This window comes from Cellulomonas uda, from assembly GCF_006538705.1.
Lineage (GTDB): Bacteria > Actinomycetota > Actinomycetes > Actinomycetales > Cellulomonadaceae > Cellulomonas > Cellulomonas uda.
The window spans coordinates 1-21,859 of the sequence record NZ_BJLP01000059.1; the positions used below are offsets into that span (position 1 = coordinate 1).

The following is a 21,859-nucleotide window of genomic DNA, read 5'->3' on the forward strand; positions in this document are numbered from 1 at the left end:
CGACGTCGCTCACGCGCGCGTTCGCGACCGCGCGCCACGAGTTCGCGGCCGGCATGGCGGAGCGTGAGACGCAGCTGCGCCGAGAGCTCGTCGGCGACGTGGACGTCGACGAGGTCCGCGCCGGGGCCGGCCGACGTGCCGCCGAGCTGCGCTCCGCGTGGGACGACGCGCGTGGCGGTGCCCGCCGTGGCCCGCAGCGCGAGCGGCGCGTGCCGCCCGGCTGGGCCGGACCGCTCGACGACCCGGACGACGACGCAGACGCGTCGTTCTTCTGACCGGACCAGACCCCACAGACCCCGGCCGCGCTCGTCGCGCGGCAGCACCCCCGGGCCGCCAGGCCCACCGTCACGACCCCGAGGACATCATGCGTACCGCCGAGATCCGCCAGCGTTGGCTCGACTTCTTCTCCGCCCGCGGCCACGCGGTCGTGCCGTCGGCCCCGCTCATCTCGCCCGACCCGTCGACGCTGTTCGTGATCGCGGGCATGGTGCCGTTCATCCCGTACATGCTCGGGGAGCAGACGCCGCCGTGGCCGCGCGCCACCAGCGTGCAGAAGTGCGTGCGCACCCTCGACATCGAGGAGGTCGGCAAGACCACCCGGCACGGCACGTTCTTCCAGATGAACGGGAACTTCTCCTTCGGGGACTACTTCAAGGAGGGCGCGATCACGTACGCCTGGGAGCTCGTCACGGGCAGCCAGGCGGACGGCGGGTACGGCTTCGACCCCGACTCGATCTGGGTGACGGTCTTCCACGACGACGACGAGGCCGCAGCGCTCTGGAAGCGGATCGCGGGCCTGCCCGACGAGCGCATCCAGCGCCGCGGGATGAAGGACAACTTCTGGTCGACGGGCGCACGTGGCCCGGCGGGCCCCTGCTCGGAGATCTACGTCGACCGCGGTCCGCAGTACGGCGCCGAGGGCGGCCCGGTCGTGGACGAGGACCGGTACCTCGAGATCTGGAACCTCGTGTTCATGCAGTACGAGCGCGACAACGGCGGCACCAAGGAGTCGTTCCCGATCCTGGGCGACCTCAAGCAGAAGAACATCGACACCGGCATGGGCCTGGAGCGCGTCGCGTACCTGCTGCAGGGCGTCGACAACCTCTACGAGATCGACCAGGTGCGCCCGGTGATCGACGGCGCGGTGCAGATGTCGGGCCGCCGCTACGGCGCGGACCACGACGACGACGTGCGCATGCGCGTCGTGGCCGACCACGTCCGCTCGGGCCTCATGCTGATGGGCGACGGCGTGACGCCGTCGAACGAGGGCCGGGGCTACGTGCTGCGCCGCCTGCTGCGCCGCTCGATCCGCGCGATGCGCCTGCTGGGCGTGGACGACCCGGCGCTGCCGGTCCTGCTCCCCATGAGCCGCGACGCGATGAAGGACTCCTACCCGGAGCTCGAGCGCGACTTCGACCGCATCAGCCAGGTCGCGTACGCGGAGGAGGAGGCGTTCCGCCGGACGCTCGCGGCGGGCACGACGATCCTCGACACCGCCGTCGCGGGCGCCAAGGCGAGCGCACCTGCCGAGACCGGCGCGCGTCCCGTGCTCTCGGGCGCCGACGCGTTCCAGCTGCACGACACGTACGGCTTCCCGATCGACCTCACGCTCGAGATGGCGGAGGAGCACGGCGTCGACGTCGATCGCGAGGCGTTCCGCACGCTCATGGCGGAGCAGCGCTCGCGCGCCCGCGCCGACGCGCTCGCCAAGCGCGCGGGGCACGCGAACCTCGCGGCGTACCAGGACCTGCACCAGACCCTCGCGTCGGAGACGGCCAAGCCCGTGACGTTCGTCGGGTACACCGACGCGCAGGCGCGCTCGACGGTCGTCGGGCTGCTCGTCGACGGCGTGCCCGCCCCCGCCGCGACGGCTCCCGCGGACGTCGAGGTGGTGCTGGACGTCACCCCGTTCTACGCGGAGGCCGGTGGCCAGCAGGCCGACCACGGCACGATCGTGCTGGACAACGGCGCGCGCATCGAGGTCGACGACGTGCAGGCACCGCTCAAGGGCCTGTCGGTGCACCACGGTCGGCTCGTGGACGGCACGGTGACGCTCGGCGAGCCGGGTACCGCGTCGATCGACACCGGCCGGCGGCAGGCGATCGCTCGTGCGCACACCGCGACGCACCTGGTGCACAAGGCGCTGCACGAGTCGCTCGGCGAGTCCGCGACGCAGGCCGGCTCGCTGAACGCGCCCAGCCGGCTGCGCTTCGACTTCCGCTCGCCGTCCGCGACCCCGGCCGACGTCGTCGCCGAGATCGAGGCGCGCGTCAACGAGCGCCTGCAGGACGACCTCGAGGTCACCGACTCGATCAAGCCGATCGACGAGGCACGCGCGATGGGTGCGATGGCGCTGTTCGGCGAGAAGTACGGCAACGAGGTGCGGGTCGTGTCGATCGGCGGCGACTGGTCGCTCGAGCTCTGCGCGGGCACGCACGTGCGCCGGTCGGGCGAGCTGGGCCTGGTCACGCTGCTGTCGGAGTCCGCGATCGGCTCGGGTGTGCGGCGTGTCGACGCGCTCGTCGGCGCGGGCGCGTACGGCTACCAGGCCAAGGAGCGCGCGCTCGTCGGCCAGCTCTCGGGTCTGCTGGGTGCGCGGCCGGACGAGCTCGCGGAGCGCGTCTCCGGGCTCATGACCAAGCTCAAGGAGTCGGAGAAGGAGCTCGCCGCGCTGCGTCAGGCACAGGTCCTCGCGCTGGCCGGCTCGCTCGCCTCGGGCGCCGAGCAGGTCGGCGTGACGCGCGTGGTCGCGTACGACGCGGGGGAGCAGTCGCCCGACGACCTGCGCACCCTGGTGCTCGACGTGCGGTCGCGGCTCGGGGACTCGGCACCGAGCGTCGTCGCGGTCGGTGGCGTCGCCAAGGGCCGCCCGGTCGTCGTCGTCGCGACGAACGCCGCGGCGCGTGAGGCCGGCCTCCGGGCGGGTGCGCTCGTCCGCACGGCCTCGCAGGTCCTCGGTGGTGGCGGCGGCGGCAAGGACGACCTCGCGCAGGGCGGCGGCTCGGACGCCGACCGGCTCACCGACGCGCTCGCCGCGGTGCGGACCGCGGTCGCGTCCTGATGGCGTACGCGCCGTCCGGCGCCCCCGGGCACGGGACTCCCGGCCCGGGGACGCCGGACGACGTCGCGCACGACGCGCTCGCGCGGGGTCCGCGGCTCGCGGTGGACGTGGGTACCGTCCGGGTCGGCCTCGCGGCCAGCGACCCCGACGGGATGCTCGCGACGCCCGTGGAGACGCTCGCCCGCGACGGTCGCACCCGTCCGGGGCGGCTGCCGAAGGACCTCGCCCGGGTCGTGCGAGAGGCGCGCGAACGTTGTGCGAGGTGTGTGTACGTCGGGTTGCCACGCCACCTTTCGGGGGCGGAAAGCTCGTCCTCACACTCCGCGCGCGCGTACGCTGGCACACTGGCGCAGGCCGTCGCACCGATCGAGGTGCGGTTGGTCGATGAGCGGATGAGCACGGTGTCCGCGCATCAGGCGCTGTGGGCGTCCGGCCGATCCGGGCGCCGCCACCGCGACGTGGTCGACCAGGCCGCCGCGGTGGTGATCCTGCAGTACGCGTTGGACGCCGAGCGTGCGACGGGACGTCGTCCCGGAGAACGGGTCGAGGTGGACCCGTCGCTCGGCCCGACGGGTCAGGGGGCTGTGGGCGACGCGACGGACGACGGTGGAGCGACGCGGACGTGACGGGCAGCCAGACGCAGTGGTGGACGACGGACGGGGCTCCGCCCCGGGTCGCCACTCCCGCGCCCGACCCCGCGGCCGGCCCCGCGTCCGACCGCGCGCCCGACCACGCGGCCCGGACGCAGCCGCCGTCGCGCCGGGACCGCCGCTCGGGCCGTGACCGGCAGGAGCGCGAGCGTCAGGAGGGGCGGCGCCGCACGCTCGTCGTGACGCTCGTCGTGCTCGCCCTGCTGGGCGGTGCCGGCTACGTCGTGGCCTCGCTGCTCGCGGGCGACGACGAGCCCGCCGGCACGCAGGCGGTGCGCAAGGTCTCCGACTTCTCGGGACCGGGCCACGGCTCGGTGCGGGTCACGATCGAGGCGGACTCCGGTGCGGCCGCGATCGGTGCGGCGCTCGTCGAGGCCGGTGTGGTCGCCGACGCGGACGTGTTCGCCGAGGTGTACACGTCGCAGGACGCGGGCGAGATCGCACCGGGTACCTACGAGCTCGCGCTCGAGATGAGCTCCGCCGACGCGGTCGCGGCGCTGCTCGACCCGGCGAGCAAGGCGTCCCTGACGGTGACGCTCCCCGAGGGGCTGGCGTCGTGGCAGATCCTGGCGAAGGTCTCCGAGAAGACGACCATCCCGCTCGCGGACCTGCAGGCGGCGGCCCAGGACCCGGAGGCCATCGGTCTGCCCCCGCAGGCGGGCGGCAAGGTCGAGGGGTGGCTCGCGGCCGGCACGTACGAGGTCCCGTCCGACGCCGGCGCGGCGAAGGTGCTCGGCCAGCTCGTCGCGCGCACCGTCAAGGACCTCACCGACCGCGGGGTCGACCCGGACGTGTGGCAGTCGGTGCTCACCAAGGCCTCGCTGGTCCAGCGGGAGATGACGGTGGACTCGACGCGTGCGACGTTCGCCCGGCTCATCGAGAACCGGCTCGAGAAGGAACGGCCGCTCGAGATCCCGGCGACGGTCTCCTACGGCGCGGGGACCACGTCCCCGCCGACCGAGGCGATGCGCGCCGACACCGGCAACCCTTACAACACGTACGTGAACCTCGGTCTGCCGCCGACGCCGATCGCGACGCCCGGCGCAGCCTCGCTCGACGCGGTGCTCGCGCCCGCCGACGGCGACTGGCTGTTCTGGACGATGGTCGACGCCGAGACGGGCGAGACGGTGTTCGCGGTGACGTACGACGAGTTCCAGGAGATGGTCGCGCAGATCGACGCCGCGAAGGACGAGTGAGACGACGAGCAGGACGACGGCCGGGACGTAGGCTCGCCCCCGTCCCGGACCGGCAGACCCGACCGTGCAGACGGCCGACGATGGGGAGAACCCGACGTGAGCGAGAGTCAGACCGAGTGGTGGGCCCCCGCACGCCCGGACGGCGGCGAGGCGCCGCAGGCTCGTGCCACGCGCCGCGACAGCCGTGACCGCCGCAAGCAGGCGCGCGTGCGCAAGGCGCGCCGGCGTCGCACGACATGGGTCGTGCTCGTCGTGCTCGTGCTCGTCGGCGGGGCGGGCTACCTCGTCTGGTCGATGCTCGGCGACATGCTGGGTGGCGACTCCAAGGTCGCGACGGCGACGGACTTCCCGGGCCCGGGGCACGGCTCCGTGGAGATCCAGGTCAACCCCGGCGACTCGGGGCAGGCCATCGGCCAGACCCTGAAGGACGCGGGCGTGGTCGCCTCCGTGGGGGCGTTCGTCGATGCCTACGACGCGACGCCCGGTGCGACCGGCATCCAGCCCGGCACGTACTCGATGCTGCTCGAGATCCCTGCGGCGGACGCCGTGACGGCCCTGCTGAACCCCGCGACGCGCGTCGAGGAGAAGCTGGTCGTGCCCGAGGGCAGGCGCGCCTCGCAGATCCTCGCGCTGGTGGCCGACGCGCTCGGCACGTCGGTGGAGTCCGTCGAGAAGGTCGTCGGCGACGGGTCCGCGATCGGCCTGCCCGCGCAGGCGGACGGCGAGCTCGAGGGGTGGCTGTACCCCGCGACGTACGCGATCCAGCCCGACGACGACGCGGCCGGCGTCCTGACGGCGATGGTCACCAAGACCGTGCAGGTGCTCACCGACCTCGGGGTGCCCGAGGACCAGTGGGAGACCACGCTCATCAAGGCGTCCCTGGTGGAGCGTGAGGGCAAGCTCGACGACGACCGCCCCAAGATCGCACGGACGATCGAGAACCGCCTCGCGCAGGACTGGCGCCTCGACATCGACGCGGCCGTCGCGTACGGCGCGGGCGTCAAGGGGACCGAGCTGACGAAGGCCATGCTCGAGGACACCTCCAACCCGTACAACCTGCGCCGGCTCAAGGGTCTGCCGCCGACGCCGATCGCGTCGCCGGGGAAGGCGTCCATCAGCGCCGTCATGCACCCGGCCGAGGGCGACTGGATGTACTGGTGCACGGTGAACCTCGAGACCGGCGAGACGTGGTTCAGCGTGACCGAGGCCGAGCACGGGCAGTGCGTCGCGGCGATGAACGAGTGGCTCGCCGAGAACCCGCAGTGAGCACGACGCCGGTCGTCCGACGCCGCGCCGCCGTCCTGGGGCACCCCGTCGGTCACTCGTTGTCGCCCACGCTGCACCGGGCCGCGTACGCGGCCCTCGGCCTCGACGACTGGACCTACGAGGCGTGCGACGTCACGGAGACGCAGCTCGAGGGGTTCGTCGCAGGGCTGTCCAACGAGTGGGCCGGACTCAGCCTGACGATGCCGCTCAAGCAGACGGTCATCCCGTTGCTCGACCACGTGGAGCCGCTCGCACAGGTCGTCGGGGCCGTGAACACCGTGCTGCTGCAAGGCACCGGTCCGGGCCGGTCGCTCGTCGGCGCGAACACCGACGTGCACGGGCTGGTCGCCGCGCTGCGCGAGGGGCTCGTCCCGGGGACCGCGGTGCGGGACGCCGTCGTGCTCGGTGCCGGCGCGACCGCCTCGTCGACCCTTGCCGCGTTCGCCGAGCTGGGCTGCACCACCCCGCGTGTGCTCGTCCGCTCGGTCGCGCGTGCCGGCGCGCTGCTGCGCGCGGCGCACCGCATGGGCGTCGAGCCGGTCCTGCGTCCGCTCGACGACGCGCCCGCCCTCGGGCTCGCCGCGGACGTCGTCGTCTCCACGCTCCCGCCGCGCGCGGCGGACGCGATCGCCGAGCGCCTCGACCGAGCGCCCCGCGGGGTGCTGCTCGACGTCGCGTACGACCCGCGACCCACGGCCCTGCACGCGCGGTGGGTGACGCTCGGTGGCGTCGCGGTGGGCGGCGAGCGGATGCTGCTGCACCAGGCCGCCGAGCAGGTCCGTCTCATGACCGGGCACCCGGGCCCCGTCGCGGCGATGGACCGCGCCCTGCGGTCCGCGTTGGAGATCACCCCCGCGGGGTGATGGCACGCCATGGGCCGCGCGCCGACGATGGCGACCGTCGGGGTTGGACCGACATGGACCGGCACGGAGGTCGCGATGACGACGTTCACGGCGTGGAAGTTCGAGACCGACGACGGCGCGGCCAAGGCCGTCGTCGCGCTCGAGGCGGCGCAGACCGACGGCCTGGTGACGCTCGTCGACCACGCCGTGATCAGCTGGCCGCAGGGTGAGCAGCGCCCCGAGCTGCACCACGCGCGGGACGACACGAAGCGCGGCACGGCGTGGGGTGCGTTCTGGGGTCTGCTGTTCGGCGGGCTGTTCTTCGCCCCGCTGCTCGGCGTCGCGGTCGGCGCGGGAGTGGGTGCCGTCGCGAAGTCGGTCGCGGGGATCGGCATCGCTGAGGAGGACCTGGAGAGCATCCGCTCGCAGCTCACCGAGGGGACGTCGTTGCTGGGCGCCGTGACCGAGGGCGCGGACATGGACCGCCTCGGCGAGCGGCTGCGGGACGTGGTCGTGGACGTGCTCTCGAGCGGTGCCCCGAGTGGGATTCGAACCCACACTGGATCGGGTTTGAGCCGAACGCCTCTGCCGGTTGGGCTATCGGGGCCGGTCGCCAGCATATCGGCGCACGTCCTCGACCCGGACGGCGCCCGGCCGCGCGTGAACGGTGTCACACGGCGCGCGCGCGGTGCGAGCGGACCGCGGGCCATTACGCTGTGTCCGTGACCAAGGACGCCAGCACCGACCCCGCCCAGGCGAGCTCCGACGCCGTGGACCTCCCCGACACGGGCTCCGCGAGCGCGCCGACGGGCGCGCGCCCGGCGCGGCGTGCCGTCGTCGCCGAGGACGAGGCGCTCATCCGCATGGACGTCGTCGAGACGCTGCGCGACGGTGGGTTCGACGTCGTGGGTGAGGCCGGGGACGGCGAGCAGGCGGTCGCGCTCGCGACCGAGCTGAAGCCGGACGTCGTCGTGATGGACGTCAAGATGCCGGTCCTCGACGGGATCTCCGCGGCCGAGCGGATCGCCAAGGAGCACGTGGCCCCCGTGGTGCTGCTCACGGCGTTCTCGCAGACGGAGCTCGTCGAGCGGGCGCGCGACGCCGGCGCGATGGCGTACGTGGTCAAGCCCTTCAGCCCGGCCGACCTGCTTCCCGCGGTCGAGATCGCGATCTCCCGGTACGCGCAGATCAGCGCGCTCGAGTCCGAGGTCGCCGACCTGGCGGAGCGGTTCGAGACCCGCAAGCGCGTGGACCGGGCCAAGGGCTTGCTCATGACGAAGATGGGGCTGACGGAGCCGGAGTCGTTCCGGTGGATCCAGAAGACCTCGATGGACCGGCGCCTGACGATGCGCGAGGTGGCCGACGCGGTCATCGAGCAGGTCGGCGGCGCCTGACTCCCCGCACTCCACGACGTCCCCGTCGCGACGGCTCCGGCCGGCCGCGGCGGGGACGTCGTCGTCAGGGGCCGTCGTCAGGGGTCGGGGGCCCGAGGCGCACGTCGACGACGAGCGCGCGGTGGTCGGACAGGCCGGTGTCCACGCTGCGGCCGGGGCCGGTCGGGTGGACGTCGCCCTCGGCGAGGACGTGGTCGATCTGTGCGGTGGGGGCGTGCACCGGGTAGGTCGGTGCGTCCGCGAGCGAGCGCAGGCCGGTCGCGGCCCGCGCGGTCGCGGGGCCGACGTTGAGGTCGCCCAGGACGACGAGCGGGCGCGGCAGGTCCGCGAGCTCACGCGCGAGGTGCCGCGCCTGGACCGTGTTCTGCCCCGCGAGGAACGACAGGTGCACGCACGCGACGGTCAGCGGCCCGTCCGGCGTGTCCAGCACCCCGACGAGCGCGGCGCGCGGGTGGTCGTGGTGCGGGCGCGGAAGCCTGCCGGGGCGTCGGGTCCAGGTCACGCCCGGGCGCCGGGGGAGCCGCACCGTGCGCCAGTCGAGCACGGGGAAGCGGGACACCAACGCCACCCCGTACGCGGCACCCCGCGGCGCCGCCTCGTCGCGCGGCTCACGCCACAGACCCACCGGGCCACGCAGGGTGACGGCCAGTCGCGCGTCGCGGGCGCCGCCGGCCTGCGCGGCGACAGCGGTGAGGTCCGCTCGGCCGGAACGCAGCTGACGGTGGTCGACCTCCTGGAGCGCCAGCACGTCGGCGTCGAGGTCGCGGACCGCGCGGGCGAACCGCGCGACGTCGACGCGGCGGTCGTCGGCCGTCCGGCCGTGCTGGACGTTGAAGGTCGCGAGTCGCACGGGTCGATTCTGCTCGGCGGCGGGCCGGCGCGCGCGGCACGCGGCGTCTTCCGTGGCGAGATCGGCCGTCTCGCCTCGCGGGCAGGGCCGTTCGAGTGATCCGTTTCATCACGACTTGGCAACGAAGCGGTGCGCGATCTTGGCGGACACATTCCGGATACAAACCATGGTTACCGTCGCGTCACGTTGTACGGGAACCGGACTCCACCGGCATCCCGGACGCACCCCTCACGGAGAGGTTGGAACGCCCATGGTTCGTTCTCATCACGCGATGAGGGCCGCGGCCCTCGCCGGCGCAGTCGCCCTGGCCCTGACCGCATGCGGGTCGGACGGCGGCTCGGACGACGAGACGCCCGGCGCCGCCGGCACGTCCGCCGCGCCGACCGGCGGTGGCGGCGACGGCGAGCTCGTCATCGGCACGCTGCTGCCGCAGACCGGTTCGCTCGCCTACCTCGGCCCGCCCGAGATCGCGGGTGTCGACCTCGCGGTGCAGGAGATCAACGAGAACGGCGGCGTCAACGGCAAGGACGTGGTCGTGCACCACGCCGACTCCTCGGACGCCGACCACGGTGACGTCGCTCCGCAGTCGTGGACCGACCTGCAGTCGAAGGGCGTGCAGGCCGTCATCGGCGCCGCGTCCTCGTCCGTCACGCAGCTCGTCGTCGACGACATCACCAACGCGAAGGTCGTCATGGTCTCGCCGGCGAACACGGCGACGAGCCTGTCGGGGTACAGCGACTTCTACTTCCGCACCGCGCCGCCGGACACGGTCCAGGGCTCGGCGCTCGGCAACCTCATCCTTGACGACGGCGTGACGAGCCTCGGGATCCTCGTCTTCAACGAGGAGTACGGCACGTCGCTGCGCGACGTGGTGAAGTCGACGGTGGAGGCCGCCGGCGCGACCGTCACGTACGGCAACAAGGACGAGGAGTTCGACCCGACGTCGTCCTCGTTCGCCGACCCGGTCGCGGGCGTCATGACGTCGAACAACGGCGGCGCGCCCGAGGCGATCGCGATCATCGCGTTCGAGCAGACCAAGTCGATCGTCCCCGAGCTCGTCGCGGCGGGCTACGAGGGTCGCATCTACATGGTCGACGGCAACACGGCCGACTACTCGAAGGACTTCGAGGCCGGCACGCTCGCCGCGTGGACGTCGCAGGGCACGATCCCCGGTTCGTACCCGAACGACGACTTCAAGGCGCGCATGCTCGAGGTCGACCCCGACCTGACGGACTACGCGTACGGCCCCGAGTCGTACGACGCGGCGATCCTCGTCGCCCTCGCGGCGCTCAAGGGCGGCGGCGTCGACGGCGCGACGATCCAGGAGAACATGGCGGCCGTGTCCGGCGCCGACGGCGGCACGAAGTGCACCGGTTGGAAGGAGTGCGCCGACCTGGTGACCGCGGGTGAGGACATCGACTACGAGGCGGTCTCGGGCGCCGGTCCGTTCAACGAGGACAACGACCCGTCGTCGGCGTTCATCGGGATCTACGGCTACAACGACGACAACACGATCACGTGGAAGAAGGCCGTGGAGGGCTCCGTCGAGGGCTGACCCTCGTCGAGCCGACCTGCGCCGGCCCCGGCGGTCACCGCGACCGTCGGGGCCGGCGCACGTCCGGCCCGCTCCGGGCGCGGCACGGGTCCGGAACCGGCCACGCCTCACGGGTGCTGGTGGGCGGCGCGCCAGGACGGCGAGGGCCCGACCCCTGGGGGATCGGGCCCTCGTCGTCAGGGCGTGCTCAGTCGGCGGGCTTGTCCTTGGCCGCGGCCTCGACGTCCGTCGCGAGCGTGCCCAGGTACAGCTCGATGACCTTCGGGTCGTGCATGAGCTCCCGCCCGGGTCCCGAGTAGGCGTTGCGGCCCTGGTCCAGCACGTACGCCCGGTCGCAGATCTGCAGGCAGCGCCGCGCGTTCTGCTCGACGATGACGATCGAGACGCCCGCCTTGTTGATCTTGCGGGTGCGCAGGAACGCCTCGTCCTGGCGCACGGGGGAGAGCCCGGCCGAGGGCTCGTCGAGAAGCAGCACGGACGGCTCCATCATGAGCGCGCGGCCCATCGCGACCATCTGGCGCTCACCCCCGGACAGCGAGCCCGCACGCTGCCGTCGGCGCTCGCCGAGCGCGGGGAAGATGTCGGTGACGAACGCGAACCGCTCGGCGAACCGCTTGTGGTCCTGGAAGATGCCCATCTGCAGGTTCTCCTCGATCGTCAGCGAGGGGAACACGTTGTTGGTCTGCGGCACGAACCCGACGCCGCGTCGCACGAGCTTGTCGGCCCGCAGGTTCGTGATCGTGTCGCCGCCCAGCGTCACGCTGCCCTGGCGGATCGGCACGAGGCCGAACAGGGCCTTGAGCAGCGTCGACTTGCCGGCGCCGTTCGGCCCGATGATGCCGACGAGCTCGCCCGGGTGCAGGACGAGGTTGCAGCCGTTGAGGATGTCGACGCCCGGCAGGTACCCCGCGTACAGGTCGCGTGCGTCGAGCAGCGGCTCGCCGTCGGGTGCACCGCGGTGCACGTCCCGTGCCGTGGTCTGGGTGGTCACTGCGTCGCCTCCTCGGCCTCGGCCTCTGCCTCGTACTGCTCGACGACGTCGTCCGCGAGCAGCGAGTCGTCACCCAGGTCCGTGTCGTGGTGCGCCCCGAGGTAGGCGTCGACGACGGCCTGGTCCTGCATGATCGTCTCGGGCGGGCCCTCGGCGACGGTGCGCCCCTCGGCCATGACGACGACCCAGTCCGAGATGTGCCGCACCATGTGCATGTCGTGCTCGACGAACAGGACGGTCATGCCCTCGTCGCGCAGCGCCTGGATGTGGCCCAGCAGGGACTGCGTGAGCGCGGGGTTCACGCCGGCCATCGGCTCGTCGAGCATGACCATCGTGGGACGCGTCATGAGAGCGCGCGCCATCTCGAGGAGCTTGCGCTGCCCACCCGAGAGGCTCCCGGCGAAGTCGTCGGCCTTGCCGTCGAGCTTGAACCGCTCGAGCAGCTCGCGCGCCCGCTCGGTGACCTCCGCCTCCTGCGCCCGCCACAGCCACGGCAGCAGCGACCCGAAGAGGTTCTCGCCCCGCTGACCGGTCGCGCCGAGCCGCATGTTGTCCATGACGGTCATGCGGGACAGCGCCTTGGTGAGCTGGAACGTGCGCACCATGCCCGCGCCGGCCATCCGGGCGGCAGGCTTGCCCTGCGCCGGGCGCCCCTCGAACGTCCACTGGCCGGCGTCGGCGCGGTCGAACCCGGTCAGCAGGTTGAACAGCGTCGTCTTGCCCGCACCGTTCGGACCGATGAGCGCGGTGATGGCGCCGCGCTGGACCTCCAGGTGCTCGACGTCGACGGCGTTGATGCCGCCGAACGTCCGGCGCACGTCCGACGCGACGATGATCGGGTCGGGCTTGGGGGCGCCGGGGACGCGGGGGACCGAGGCGAGCTCGCGGGCGATGCGCTCGCGCGGGACGACCGCGCGGGCCTCGGCGCCGGGGGTGTCGGGAGTCTCAGCGGACATCGATCGCCAGCTCCTTCTTGTCGCCGAGGATGCCTTGCGGCCGGAAGATCACGAGCAGCATCAGCGTGAGCCCGACGAGCATCCAGGAGAAGGCCTCGGACTGCGTGCTCGAGATGAACGACAGGTCCAGGTCGCGCAGCACGCTCTTGACCAGCATGAACACGGTCCACATGAGGACCGACCCGAGCACGGGGCCGAACACCGTCGCGGCGCCGCCCAGCAGCAGGATCGTCCAGATGTTGAAGGTCATGGTGCGGCCCATCGAGTCGGCCTGCACGGCCGTGGGCAGCGTGTAGAAGATGCCCGCGATCGCGCCGCCGACGCCGCCCAGCACGAGCGCCTGCATCTTGTAGCCGTAGACGTTCTTGCCCAGCGCGCGCACCGCGTCCTCGTCCTCGCGCACGCCCTTGAGCACGCGGCCCCAGGGCGAGCGCATCCACCGCCAGACGAGCAGGCAGCCGATCGCGACCGCGGCCCATGCCGCGACGCGCAGCCACCACGACCCCGAGGTGCAGTTGGGGTAGGTCCACAGCCAGACCGTCGTCGTCCCGTCGGGGAACGGGCACAGCGCCTCGAAGGACTTCTTGAAGCCGTCCCCGCCCGAGAGGCCGGAGTTGCCGCCGGTGAGCTCGGTCAGCGAGGTCGAGCGGCTGACGATGCGGACGATCTCCGCGGCGGCGATGGTGACGATCGACAGGTAGTCGCCGCGCAGCTTGAGCGTCGGGATGCCGAGCACGATGCCGAACACGACCGCGGACGCGATCGCGGCGAGCACCGACGCCCAGAACGGCCACCCGGCGATCGCGGTGATGGCGTAGGAGTACGCACCGAGCAGCACGAACCCGGCCTGCCCGAAGTTGAGCAGTCCCGTCATGCCGAAGTGCACGTTGAGGCCGATCGCGGCGAGCGCGTAGGCCGCGGTCGCGGGGGCGAACGCCTCGCCCGCGACGTTGGTGAGGATCCGGGTCCAGTCCATGGTGTCCCTCCTGGCCTCAGCCGATCCGGTCCCGGCGGCCCAGGATGCCCTGGGGCCGCACGAGCAGGACGAGGATGAGGATGAGCAGCGCTCCTGCGTACTTCATGTCGGACGGGATGACGAGGCTCGACATCTCGGCGACGACGCCGATGACGATCGACCCGGCGAGCGCACCCCACGCCGTGCCGAGCCCGCCGAGGGTGACCGCGGCGAACATCAGGAGCAGGACGGTGCCGCCCATGTTCCAGGCGGTCGACTGGAAGTACAGACCGGTCAGCACGCCACCGAGGGCCGCGAGGCCCGCGGCGCCGGTCCAGACGATCCGGATGACGCGCTCGACACCGATGCCCGACGCGGCGGCCAGCGCCGGGTTGTCGGACACCGCGCGCGTCGCACGGCCGGTGCGGCTGTACAGGAGGAACGCGGCGACGGCGGCGAGGACGACGACCGCGATCCCGGCGGACACGATCGCCTGCTGCGTGAGGGACACGGGTCCGATCGAGACCCGCGTGGGGTTCGTGGTGTCGATGCGCAGCCGGCCGCCACCGAGCAGGAACTGGAACAGGTACTGCAGCACCATCGACAGGCCGATCGTGACGATCATCTGCTGCGTCAGGCCGATGCGCTTGCGCCGCAGCGGTCGCCAGATCCCGGCGTCCTGCAGCCAGCCCGACGCGGCGCCGAGCAGGGTCGCGAGCACCGCCGCGAGCCACAGGTCGAGCCCGACCGTCTGGACGAAGAAGTAGGCGAGGATCGCCCCGAGCGTGACCTGCTCGCCGTGCGCGAAGCTGCTCAGCCCGGTGGTGCCGTAGATGAGGGAGAGCCCGACCGACGCGAGCGCGAGCAGCAGACCGAACACGAGACCGTTCGCGAGCTGCTGGGCGACGCGCTTGCCCGTCACGCCGCCGCCGGAGGTGCTGCTGCCGCTCGTCGGACCGGGACCGTCGTCCGGAGCGGCGCTCGCGCCGGACGTGGGCGAGGTCGTCGCGCCGCCGGTGGGCTCACCGAGCGCGAACAGCGCCCGCGACTGCGAGTTGAGCAGCACCTTGACGGTCCGGGAGGTCACCGACGGGTCGCGCAGCGTCTCGCCCTCGGGCAGGGTCGCGGGGTCGATCGAGACGGTGTAGTCCCCGGCGGTCGTGACGGGCACGGACCACGTGCCGTCCGCCCCGGTGGTCACCTCCACGCTCTCGCCGCCGCCCTCGACCGTGAGGACCACGCCGACCGCCGGCTCCCCGGCCGCGGTCTTGATCGTCCCCAGGACACAGCCTGTGGTCGCGTCGGGCGTGCAGGGCGCCGCGGTGGCCGCGGACGCCGGACCGGCGTGCACGACCAGGGCCAGGAGGGCCACCAGCGCGAGCACGAGCGTGCCTGCCGCGCGTCTGGTGCGCCTCGAGATCGCGTGCCGTGCCGTGCCCGGTGCTCGTCCTGGATGGGCGAGAGCGCTCACCTAGGACCTCCGTCCTGTACTCGCAACACCGCCCGGGGGGTCAGGCGGTCGTCCTACGTGGTGCAAGGTGCTGGTGGTACGGGGTGGTACTGCAAAGTGGTTCTGCAGGGTGGTTCTGCAGGGTGCAGCTGGTGCCTCGAGCCGCGCCGGGCGCGAGGCGCGGCCGACGTTAGGCACTGATTGTGTCGATCTCGTTTCGCGTTGCCCAGAGGACGGGCGCGTGTCGCACGATCGGAGGCGTCCGATGCGCGCAGAACCTCCTGCGGGAGCGGGCGACCGGACGTCCGGAACGTCCCGGAGCCCCGGCTCGGAACGGTCACAGCGCCGGGTCCGGGACTAGGCACGGCGGCCCGATGTGGTCCATGATCGACGTCGGCGCCGTCGTGGGCAGCGGGGCGTGCCGGAGTCCGGATCCCCCTCGTCCGCCGGAGGTGCTCGAAACCGTGCGTCCTGGAGTGCAAGCGCGCGCTGCCCGGCCCGCCGACCTCGACGACCTCGTGCACCTGTGCCTCGAGGCCCGCAAGGAGGCGGGGACCGGCGCCCAGCTCTGCACCGACGACACCGAGCGCCTGCGCCGCCAGCTCGGCGCGCTCCTCGGGGTCGAGGGCGGGATGGTCCTCGTCGGGACGATCGACGAGCAGCCCGCGGGGCTCCTGCTCGGGCGGCTCGTCGGACCGAGCCTGTTCCAGGACGGCACGTCGCTGGCGCTCGAGGCGATCTACGTGGTCGGCACGGCGCGCCGGCGCGGGCTCGGCCACGCGATGCTCGCGCACGCGGTCTCGCTCGCGGACCAGAACGGCGCCGCCGAGGTCTACGCGGCGCCGCTGCCCGGCGCGCGCGGCATGCAGCGCTTCCTGGCCCGGCTGGGGTTCGCCCCTGCCGCGGCGTTCCGGGTCGCCGGTACGGCCGCGCTCCAGCGCCGCCTGCAGCACGACGGCGCGGCGGCGGTGCCCGCGCGCCGGCCGGCTCCCCGAGGGCTCGAGGACCTCATCGCGCGGCGCCGGCAGGCACGCGCCGCCCGGCAGCCGGCCGAGGCCGAGCAGTCCGCGGCGCTGGGCCTGCGCATCGACCGCTCCGCCGCGTTGCGCCGACCCTCGGCGACGCCCGGCCGGGGCTGGTGACCCGAGCGGCACCGCGTCAGCCGCTCCGGTGCCGCACCGGCGCGAGGCCGGCCCGCGCAGTGCTCAGCGCGCGTCGAGGACCATGCACGTGAGGCGCGCGGTGCACAGCCGTCGCCCCTCGTCGTCGTCGACCACGACCTCGTAGGTCGCCAGCGTCCGGCCCAGGTGCACCGCACGGGCCGTGCCCGTGACGGTCCCGCTCCGGGCCGAGCGGTGGTGCGTCGCGTTCAGCTCGATGCCCACCGCGACCCGCCCCGGTCCGGCGTGCGCGACCGCGGCGTACGAGCCGAGCGTCTCGGCGAGCGCGGCGGTCGCCCCACCGTGCAGCAGGCCGAACGGCTGCGTGTTGCCGGCGACGGGCATCGTCGCGACCGCGTGCTCGGCGCTGACCTCGCGCACCACGATCCCGAGCCGCTCGATCAGGGTCCCGCGTTCGTCGACCAGCGCCTCGGGGACACCGCTGCGGCCGCTGCCGGGGACGGGGTACGCGTGGGGGCCTGCGGCGGGCGCGGGCTCGGGCGTGTCGGTCATGGCAGATAGGTTGGCACCCGTGAGCGAGGGACAGCGGGACGTGGACCGGGAAGTCGGACCGGGAGTCGGGCGGGACGTGGACCAGGACGGTCGTGGCGGGCAGCGGCAGGAGCCTGCGCGGCTCCTGCTGATCGACGGCCACTCGATGGCGTACCGCGCGTTCTTCGCGCTCCCGGTCGAGAACTTCGCGACGTCGTCGGGCCAGCCGACGAACGCGGTGTTCGGCTTCACCTCGATGCTCGCCAACCTCCTGCGCGACGAGCAGCCGACGCACGTCGCGGTCGCGTTCGACCTCGGGCGCACGACCTTCCGCACCGAGCAGTACGAGGCGTACAAGGGGACGCGGGACGCGACGCCCGAGCCGTTCCGGGGCCAGGTGGACGTGATCCGCCGCGTGCTGGAGCCGCTGCACATCCCCGTGCTCACCAAGGAGCGGTTCGAGGCCGACGACGTGCTCGCGACCCTCGCGACGCAGGCGACGGCGCAGGGCATGCACGTGCTCATCTGCACGGGCGACCGCGACGCGTTCCAGCTGGTGCGCGACGACGTGACCGTGCTCTACCCGGTGCGTGGGGTCTCCGAGCTCACCCGGATGACGCCGGAGGCCGTCGCCGCCAAGTACGGCGTGCCGCCGGAGCGGTACAGCGACCTCGCGGCGCTCGTCGGCGAGACGTCCGACAACCTGCCGGGCGTGCCGGGCGTCGGTCCCAAGACGGCCGCGAAGTGGCTCACGCAGTACGACGGGCTCGAGGGCGTCGTCGCCGCGGCGGACCGGATCACGGGCAAGGCGGGGGAGTCGCTGCGCGCGAACCTCGCGCAGGTCCAGCTGAACCGGCAGCTCAACCAGCTCGTCACCGACCTCGAGCTGCCGATGGGCCCGGAGGACCTCGAGGCGCGGCCCTGGGACCGGCAGGCGCTGCACTCGATCCTGGACGAGCTCGAGTTCCGCACGCTGCGCGACCGCCTGTTCGCGATGCTGCCCGACGAGTCGAGCACGTCCGCGGTGGCCGTGGCGGCGGCGGCGCTCGAGCTGGCCGAGCTCGCCGACGGTGCGCTCGAGGGCTGGCTCGCAGAGCGTTCGGACGCGGTGCTGGGCCTGGACGTGCGCGGCTCGGGCGCACCCGCGGGTGGGGACGCATGGGGTGTGGCGATCGCCGACGCCGAGGGTCGCGCGGCCGTCGTGGACCTGGCCGAGGTGTCGCCCGCCGACGAGCACGCGCTCGCCGCGTGGCTGGCCGACGAGGCGCGCGGCAAGGCGGTGCACGGCGCGAAGGTCGCGGCGCACGCGCTGCGCGGCCGCGGCCTGACGCTCGCGGGCGTGCGCTCGGACACCGAGCTCGCGGCGTACCTGTGCCAGCCCGACCGCCGCGCGTACGACCTGCCCGACCTCGCGATCGGCTACCTGCACCGCGAGCTCGGCGAGGACGACGCCGCGACGGGCGGCCAGGGAGCGCTCGACCTCGAGCTCGACGGCACGGGGGAGGACCGCCGGGCCGCGGTCCGGGCCGCGGCGGTCCGGGACCTGGCCGACGTGCTCGAGTCGGAGGTCGAGGACCGCGGCGCGGCGCACCTGCTGCGGGACGTCGAGCTGCCGCTGCAGGCCGTGCTCGTGCGGATGGAGGGCACGGGCATCGCGGTCGACGCGGACTGGCTGCACCACCTGGAGCGCGAGTTCGACGGCCAGGTGACGCGCGCCGCGCAGGAGGCCTATGCGGTGATCGGGCGCGAGGTGAACCTCGGCTCGCCGAAGCAGCTGCAGGAGGTGCTGTTCGACCAGCTGCAGATGCCGAAGACCAAGCGCATCAAGACCGGCTACACGACGGACGCCGCGGCGCTCACGGACCTGTTCGCGCGCACGCAGCACCCGTTCCTCGAGCACCTGCTCGCGCACCGTGACGCGATCCGCCTGCGTCAGACGGTCGAGGGTCTGCAGCGCTCGGTCGCTCCCGACGGCCGCATCCACACGACGTTCCAGCAGACGATCGCGGCGACGGGGCGGCTGTCCTCGACGGACCCCAACCTGCAGAACATCCCGATCCGCACCGAGGCCGGCCGGCAGATCCGCCGGGCGTTCGTCGTCGGGGACGGGTTCGAGACGCTCCTCACCGCGGACTACTCGCAGATCGAGATGCGGATCATGGCGCACCTGTCGGGCGACGAGGGCCTGATCGAGGCGTTCCGCTCGGGGGAGGACCTGCACAGCTACGTCGGCTCGCGCGTGTTCGGCGTGCCCACCGACGAGGTCACGGCCGCGCAGCGCTCGAAGATCAAGGCGATGTCCTACGGGCTCGCGTACGGGCTCTCGTCGTACGGCCTGTCGCAGCAGCTCTCGATCGAGGTGTCCGAGGCCGCCGAGCTCATGAAGGACTACTTCGCGCGGTTCGGCGGTGTGCGCGAGTACCTCACGGGCGTGGTGGACACGGCACGGGCGACGGGGTACACGGCGACGGTCCTCGACCGGCGGCGGTACCTGCCGGACCTCACGAGCGACAACCGACAGCGCCGCGAGGCGGCCGAGCGGATGGCGCTCAACGCCCCGATCCAGGGCAGCGCCGCGGACCTCATCAAGCTCGCGATGCTCGGGGTCGACGCCGAGCTGCGACGTCGGCGGCTGGACTCGCGCATGCTCCTGCAGGTGCACGACGAGCTGGTCCTGGAGGTCGCCGCCGGCGAGCAGGACGAGGTCGAGGCGCTCGTGCGGGAGCAGATGGCGGCAGCCGACTCGGCCCTCCCCGACGGCCGGCTCGACGTTCCCCTGGACGTGAGCGTCGGCGTGGGGTCGAGCTGGCACGAGGCAGGCCACTGACGCACGTCAGGCGGCGGGGCCGGCACGCACCAGGACGACTGTTTCGACCGGCTGGTGTTGCATTTCGGTGAATTGTCGGGTGTGTCTCTCGATGTGACGCCGTGTCGTGGGTCACACTCATGGCCGGCGGCAATGGTGCCGTTCGCCCGTTCGGGAGGAGACGCGCGTGTCAGAGATGATCGACGAACCACCCCAGACCCCGTACCAGGTGGTCCAGGACAGCCCCGACTTCCAGGCGTTGCGCAGCCGGTTCCGGCGCTTCGTCTTCCCCATGACCGCACTGTTCCTGGTCTGGTACTTCGTGTACGTCCTGCTCGCGGACTACGCGCACGACTTCATGGCCACCAAGGTGTGGGGGAACATCACCGTCGGGCTGCTGTTCGGCCTCGGGCAGTTCGTGTCCACGTTCGCGATCACCATGATCTACGCGCGGTGGGCCAACGACCGGCAGGACCCGGTCGCCGAGGAGCTGCGCGCGAAGATCGAGGACGGCGAGCTCGGGTCGGGTGAGGTGGCATGAGCGCGCTCGTCGGATCGGCGACCCTGGCGGCGGAGTCGAAGACGGTCGGTGAGCCGGTCGTCAACATCGGGATCTTCGCGCTGTTCGTGCTCGTGACGCTCGTCATCGTGTTCCGGGCGTCGCGCAACAACAAGACCGCCGCGGACTACTACGCGGCGGGGCGGTCCTTCACCGGCCCGCAGAACGGGACCGCGATCGCGGGCGACTACCTGTCCGCGGCGTCCTTCCTCGGCATCTGCGGCGCGATCGCCCTCAACGGGTACGACGGCTTCCTGTACTCGATCGGGTTCCTCGTCGCGTGGCTCGTGGCGCTCCTGCTCGTCGCCGAGCTGCTGCGCAACACCGGCCGCTTCACGATGGCGGACGTCCTGTCCTTCCGGCTGAAGCAGCGGCCCGTGCGCATGGCGGCGGCGCTCTCGACGCTCGCGGTGGTGTTCTTCTACCTGCTCGCGCAGATGGCGGGCGCCGGCGGCCTCGTGGCGCTCCTGCTGGGCATCGAGGGAGTGGCCGCGCAGGGCGTCGTCATCGCGGTCGTCGGCGCGCTCATGATCCTGTACGTCCTGGTCGGCGGGATGAAGGGCACCACGTGGGTGCAGATCATCAAGGCCGTCCTGCTGATCGTCGGCGCGGGCGTGATGACGCTGTGGGTGCTCGCGCGGTTCGGGTTCAGCCTGTCGGAGGTCATGCAGGGCGCGGTCGACGCGGCGGGCGAGGGCGGTGAGGCGCTGCTCGGCCCGGGCAAGCAGTACGGCGCGAGCGCGACCAGCCAGCTCAACTTCCTGTCGCTCGCCCTGGCCCTCGTGCTGGGCACCGCGGGTCTGCCGCACGTGCTGATGCGCTTCTACACGGTGCCCTCCGCCAAGGAGGCCCGGCGCTCGGTGGTGTGGGCCATCTGGCTGATCGGCATCTTCTACCTGTTCACGCTGGTGCTCGGCTACGGCGCGGGTGCGCTCGTCGGCCCGGAGGCGATCAAGGCGGCGCCGGGCGGCGTGAACTCGGCCGCGCCGCTGCTCGCGTTCGAGCTGGGCGGGACCGTCCTCCTGGGCGTGATCTCGGCGGTCGCGTTCGCGACGATCCTCGCGGTCGTCGCGGGCCTCACGATCACCGCCGCGACCTCGTTCGCGCACGACATCTACGCGAACGTCATCAAGCGCGGTCAGGTGCGTCCGGACGGCGAGGTGCGCGTCGCGCGCATGACGGTCGTCGCGATCGGGATCCTGGCGATCGTCGGCGGGATCTTCGCCAACGGTCAGAACGTCGCGTTCCTCGTCGCGCTCGCGTTCGCGGTCGCGGCGAGCGCGAACCTCCCGACGATCCTGTACTCGCTGTTCTGGAAGCGGTTCAACACGTCGGGTGCGCTGTGGAGCATGTACGGGGGTCTGATCTCGTGCATCGTGCTCATCACGTTCTCGCCCGTCGTCTCGGGCAAGGTCGACCCGGTGACGGGCGACAGCCTGTCGATGATCAAGGACACGTCGGTCGACTTCCACGTGATCCCGCTCGAGAACCCCGGGCTCATCTCGATCCCGCTCGCGTTCGTGCTCGGCGTCGTCGGCACGTACCTGTCGAAGGAGAAGCCGCACCCCGAGAAGTTCGCGGAGATGGAGGTGCGCTCGCTCACCGGTGCCGGCGCCGAGAAGGCCACCGTGCACTGAGCTGTGCCACGTGACGGCGGGCGGCCCGCGGGCCGGGCC

Annotated in this window: 18 protein-coding genes, 1 tRNA gene and 1 pseudogene; 13 read left to right on the top strand and 7 right to left on the bottom strand. The window is 72.7% G+C overall.

Annotation, left to right across the window (positions count from 1 at the left end; translation table 11 throughout):
• The 7 genes and pseudogenes from CUD01_RS16655 to CUD01_RS14345 all read left to right on the top strand — a co-directional run.
• Positions 1 to 275, top strand: a 275-nt coding sequence (locus CUD01_RS16655; RefSeq protein ID WP_170209618.1) for a hypothetical protein, incomplete at its 5' end; no start/stop codon positions are given.
• An 89-nt stretch (positions 276 to 364) separates the two neighbouring features.
• On the top strand, positions 365 to 3,061 hold the full coding sequence (gene alaS, locus CUD01_RS14320; RefSeq protein ID WP_141322105.1) for an alanine--tRNA ligase: 2,697 nt from the start codon (positions 365 to 367) through the stop codon (positions 3,059 to 3,061).
• A 101-nt stretch (positions 3,062 to 3,162) separates the two neighbouring features.
• Positions 3,163 to 3,687 carry a Holliday junction resolvase RuvX gene (gene ruvX / locus CUD01_RS14325; protein ID WP_244937792.1) on the top strand — a complete coding sequence of 175 codons (525 nt, stop codon included), beginning with the start codon at positions 3,163 to 3,165 and terminating at the stop codon, positions 3,685 to 3,687.
• Positions 3,684 to 4,907 (top strand): endolytic transglycosylase MltG, encoded by a 1,224-nt coding sequence (gene mltG / locus CUD01_RS14330; protein ID WP_141322109.1) that lies wholly within the window; start codon positions 3,684 to 3,686, stop codon positions 4,905 to 4,907. The genes ruvX and mltG (CUD01_RS14330) overlap by 4 nt, the downstream gene beginning before the upstream one ends.
• A gap of 96 nt (positions 4,908 to 5,003) precedes the next feature.
• Complete coding sequence (gene mltG / locus CUD01_RS14335) at positions 5,004 to 6,173, top strand: endolytic transglycosylase MltG (protein ID WP_094180092.1); 1,170 nt, start codon at positions 5,004 to 5,006, stop codon at positions 6,171 to 6,173.
• The gene (locus CUD01_RS14340; RefSeq protein ID WP_141322111.1) at positions 6,170 to 7,036 is read left to right on the top strand and encodes a shikimate dehydrogenase; all 867 of its coding nucleotides are present in this window, start codon (positions 6,170 to 6,172) and stop codon (positions 7,034 to 7,036) included. The genes mltG (CUD01_RS14335) and CUD01_RS14340 overlap by 4 nt, the downstream gene beginning before the upstream one ends.
• A 75-nt stretch (positions 7,037 to 7,111) precedes the next feature.
• Positions 7,112 to 7,531, top strand: a pseudogene (locus CUD01_RS14345) (DUF1269 domain-containing protein); the annotation flags it as partial.
• Positions 7,532 to 7,548: 17 nt separating this feature from the next.
• On the opposite strand, the gene CUD01_RS14350 reads toward CUD01_RS14345, so the two are convergent.
• Positions 7,549 to 7,622, bottom strand: a tRNA-Leu gene (locus CUD01_RS14350).
• 163 nt (positions 7,623 to 7,785) lie between these two features.
• On the opposite strand from CUD01_RS14350, the gene CUD01_RS14355 reads away from it, so the two are divergent.
• Complete coding sequence (locus CUD01_RS14355; protein ID WP_232514760.1) at positions 7,786 to 8,409, top strand: ANTAR domain-containing response regulator; 624 nt, start codon at positions 7,786 to 7,788, stop codon at positions 8,407 to 8,409.
• 64 nt (positions 8,410 to 8,473) lie between these two features.
• Here the strand turns inward: CUD01_RS14355 and CUD01_RS14360 are convergent, their stop codons facing one another.
• Positions 8,474 to 9,259 (bottom strand): endonuclease/exonuclease/phosphatase family protein, encoded by a 786-nt coding sequence (locus CUD01_RS14360; RefSeq protein WP_141322113.1) that lies wholly within the window; start codon positions 9,257 to 9,259, stop codon positions 8,474 to 8,476.
• Positions 9,260 to 9,509: 250 nt separating this feature from the next.
• On the opposite strand from CUD01_RS14360, the gene CUD01_RS14365 reads away from it, so the two are divergent.
• On the top strand, positions 9,510 to 10,814 hold the full coding sequence (locus CUD01_RS14365) for an ABC transporter substrate-binding protein (RefSeq protein ID WP_094180089.1): 1,305 nt from the start codon (positions 9,510 to 9,512) through the stop codon (positions 10,812 to 10,814).
• Positions 10,815 to 11,001: 187 nt separating this feature from the next.
• On the opposite strand, the gene CUD01_RS14370 is transcribed toward CUD01_RS14365, so the two are convergent.
• The 4 genes from CUD01_RS14370 to CUD01_RS14385 are packed head-to-tail and all read right to left on the bottom strand — an operon-like array spanning position 11,002 to position 15,187.
• Complete coding sequence (locus CUD01_RS14370; RefSeq protein WP_369826337.1) at positions 11,002 to 11,778, bottom strand: ABC transporter ATP-binding protein; 777 nt, start codon at positions 11,776 to 11,778, stop codon at positions 11,002 to 11,004.
• A gap of 23 nt (positions 11,779 to 11,801) precedes the next feature.
• Positions 11,802 to 12,761, bottom strand: a complete 960-nt coding sequence (locus CUD01_RS14375; RefSeq protein ID WP_141322115.1) for an ABC transporter ATP-binding protein — start codon at positions 12,759 to 12,761, stop codon at positions 11,802 to 11,804.
• Positions 12,751 to 13,737 (bottom strand): branched-chain amino acid ABC transporter permease, encoded by a 987-nt coding sequence (locus CUD01_RS14380; RefSeq protein ID WP_141322117.1) that lies wholly within the window; start codon positions 13,735 to 13,737, stop codon positions 12,751 to 12,753. Before CUD01_RS14380 ends, CUD01_RS14375 begins: the two co-directional genes overlap by 11 nt.
• Before the next feature lie 16 nt (positions 13,738 to 13,753).
• Positions 13,754 to 15,187 carry a branched-chain amino acid ABC transporter permease gene (locus CUD01_RS14385; RefSeq protein WP_371860798.1) on the bottom strand — a complete coding sequence of 478 codons (1,434 nt, stop codon included), beginning with the start codon at positions 15,185 to 15,187 and terminating at the stop codon, positions 13,754 to 13,756.
• Positions 15,188 to 15,630: 443 nt separating this feature from the next.
• Here CUD01_RS14385 and CUD01_RS14390 point away from each other — a divergent pair, with 443 nt between their 5' ends.
• Positions 15,631 to 16,308: a GNAT family N-acetyltransferase gene (locus CUD01_RS14390; RefSeq protein ID WP_094180085.1), complete on the top strand. Its 678-nt coding sequence runs from the start codon at positions 15,631 to 15,633 to the stop codon at positions 16,306 to 16,308.
• A 63-nt stretch (positions 16,309 to 16,371) separates the two neighbouring features.
• Here CUD01_RS14390 and CUD01_RS14395 read toward each other — a convergent pair whose 3' ends face one another.
• Positions 16,372 to 16,839, bottom strand: a complete 468-nt coding sequence (locus tag CUD01_RS14395) for a hotdog fold thioesterase (RefSeq protein ID WP_141322119.1) — start codon at positions 16,837 to 16,839, stop codon at positions 16,372 to 16,374.
• Between CUD01_RS14395 and polA the strand changes: the two genes are divergently transcribed.
• From polA to CUD01_RS14410, 3 genes are all read left to right on the top strand, one after another.
• Complete coding sequence (gene polA / locus CUD01_RS14400) at positions 16,838 to 19,645, top strand: DNA polymerase I (RefSeq protein ID WP_141322121.1); 2,808 nt, start codon at positions 16,838 to 16,840, stop codon at positions 19,643 to 19,645. The genes CUD01_RS14395 and polA overlap by 2 nt on opposite strands.
• Before the next feature lie 175 nt (positions 19,646 to 19,820).
• Positions 19,821 to 20,165, top strand: coding sequence for a DUF485 domain-containing protein (locus CUD01_RS14405; RefSeq protein ID WP_166772029.1), 345 nt, complete (start codon positions 19,821 to 19,823; stop codon positions 20,163 to 20,165).
• Positions 20,162 to 21,820: a monocarboxylic acid transporter gene (locus CUD01_RS14410; protein ID WP_141322122.1), complete on the top strand. Its 1,659-nt coding sequence runs from the start codon at positions 20,162 to 20,164 to the stop codon at positions 21,818 to 21,820. The genes CUD01_RS14405 and CUD01_RS14410 overlap by 4 nt, the downstream gene beginning before the upstream one ends.
• Positions 21,821 to 21,859: the final 39 nt, after the last annotated feature.

Coding starts and splice junctions, on each gene's coding strand:
- alaS (WP_141322105.1), top strand. CDS start 365: ATGCGTACCGCCGAGATCCGCCAGCGTTGGCTCGACTTCTTCTCCGCC.
- CUD01_RS14365 (WP_094180089.1), top strand. CDS start 9,510: ATGGTTCGTTCTCATCACGCGATGAGGGCCGCGGCCCTCGCCGGCGCA.
- CUD01_RS14375 (WP_141322115.1), bottom strand. CDS start 12,761: ATGTCCGCTGAGACTCCCGACACCCCCGGCGCCGAGGCCCGCGCGGTC.
- CUD01_RS14380 (WP_141322117.1), bottom strand. CDS start 13,737: ATGGACTGGACCCGGATCCTCACCAACGTCGCGGGCGAGGCGTTCGCC.
- polA (WP_141322121.1), top strand. CDS start 16,838: ATGGCAGATAGGTTGGCACCCGTGAGCGAGGGACAGCGGGACGTGGAC.
- CUD01_RS14395 (WP_141322119.1), bottom strand. CDS start 16,839: ATGACCGACACGCCCGAGCCCGCGCCCGCCGCAGGCCCCCACGCGTAC.
- CUD01_RS14405 (WP_166772029.1), top strand. CDS start 19,821: ATGATCGACGAACCACCCCAGACCCCGTACCAGGTGGTCCAGGACAGC.
- CUD01_RS14410 (WP_141322122.1), top strand. CDS start 20,162: ATGAGCGCGCTCGTCGGATCGGCGACCCTGGCGGCGGAGTCGAAGACG.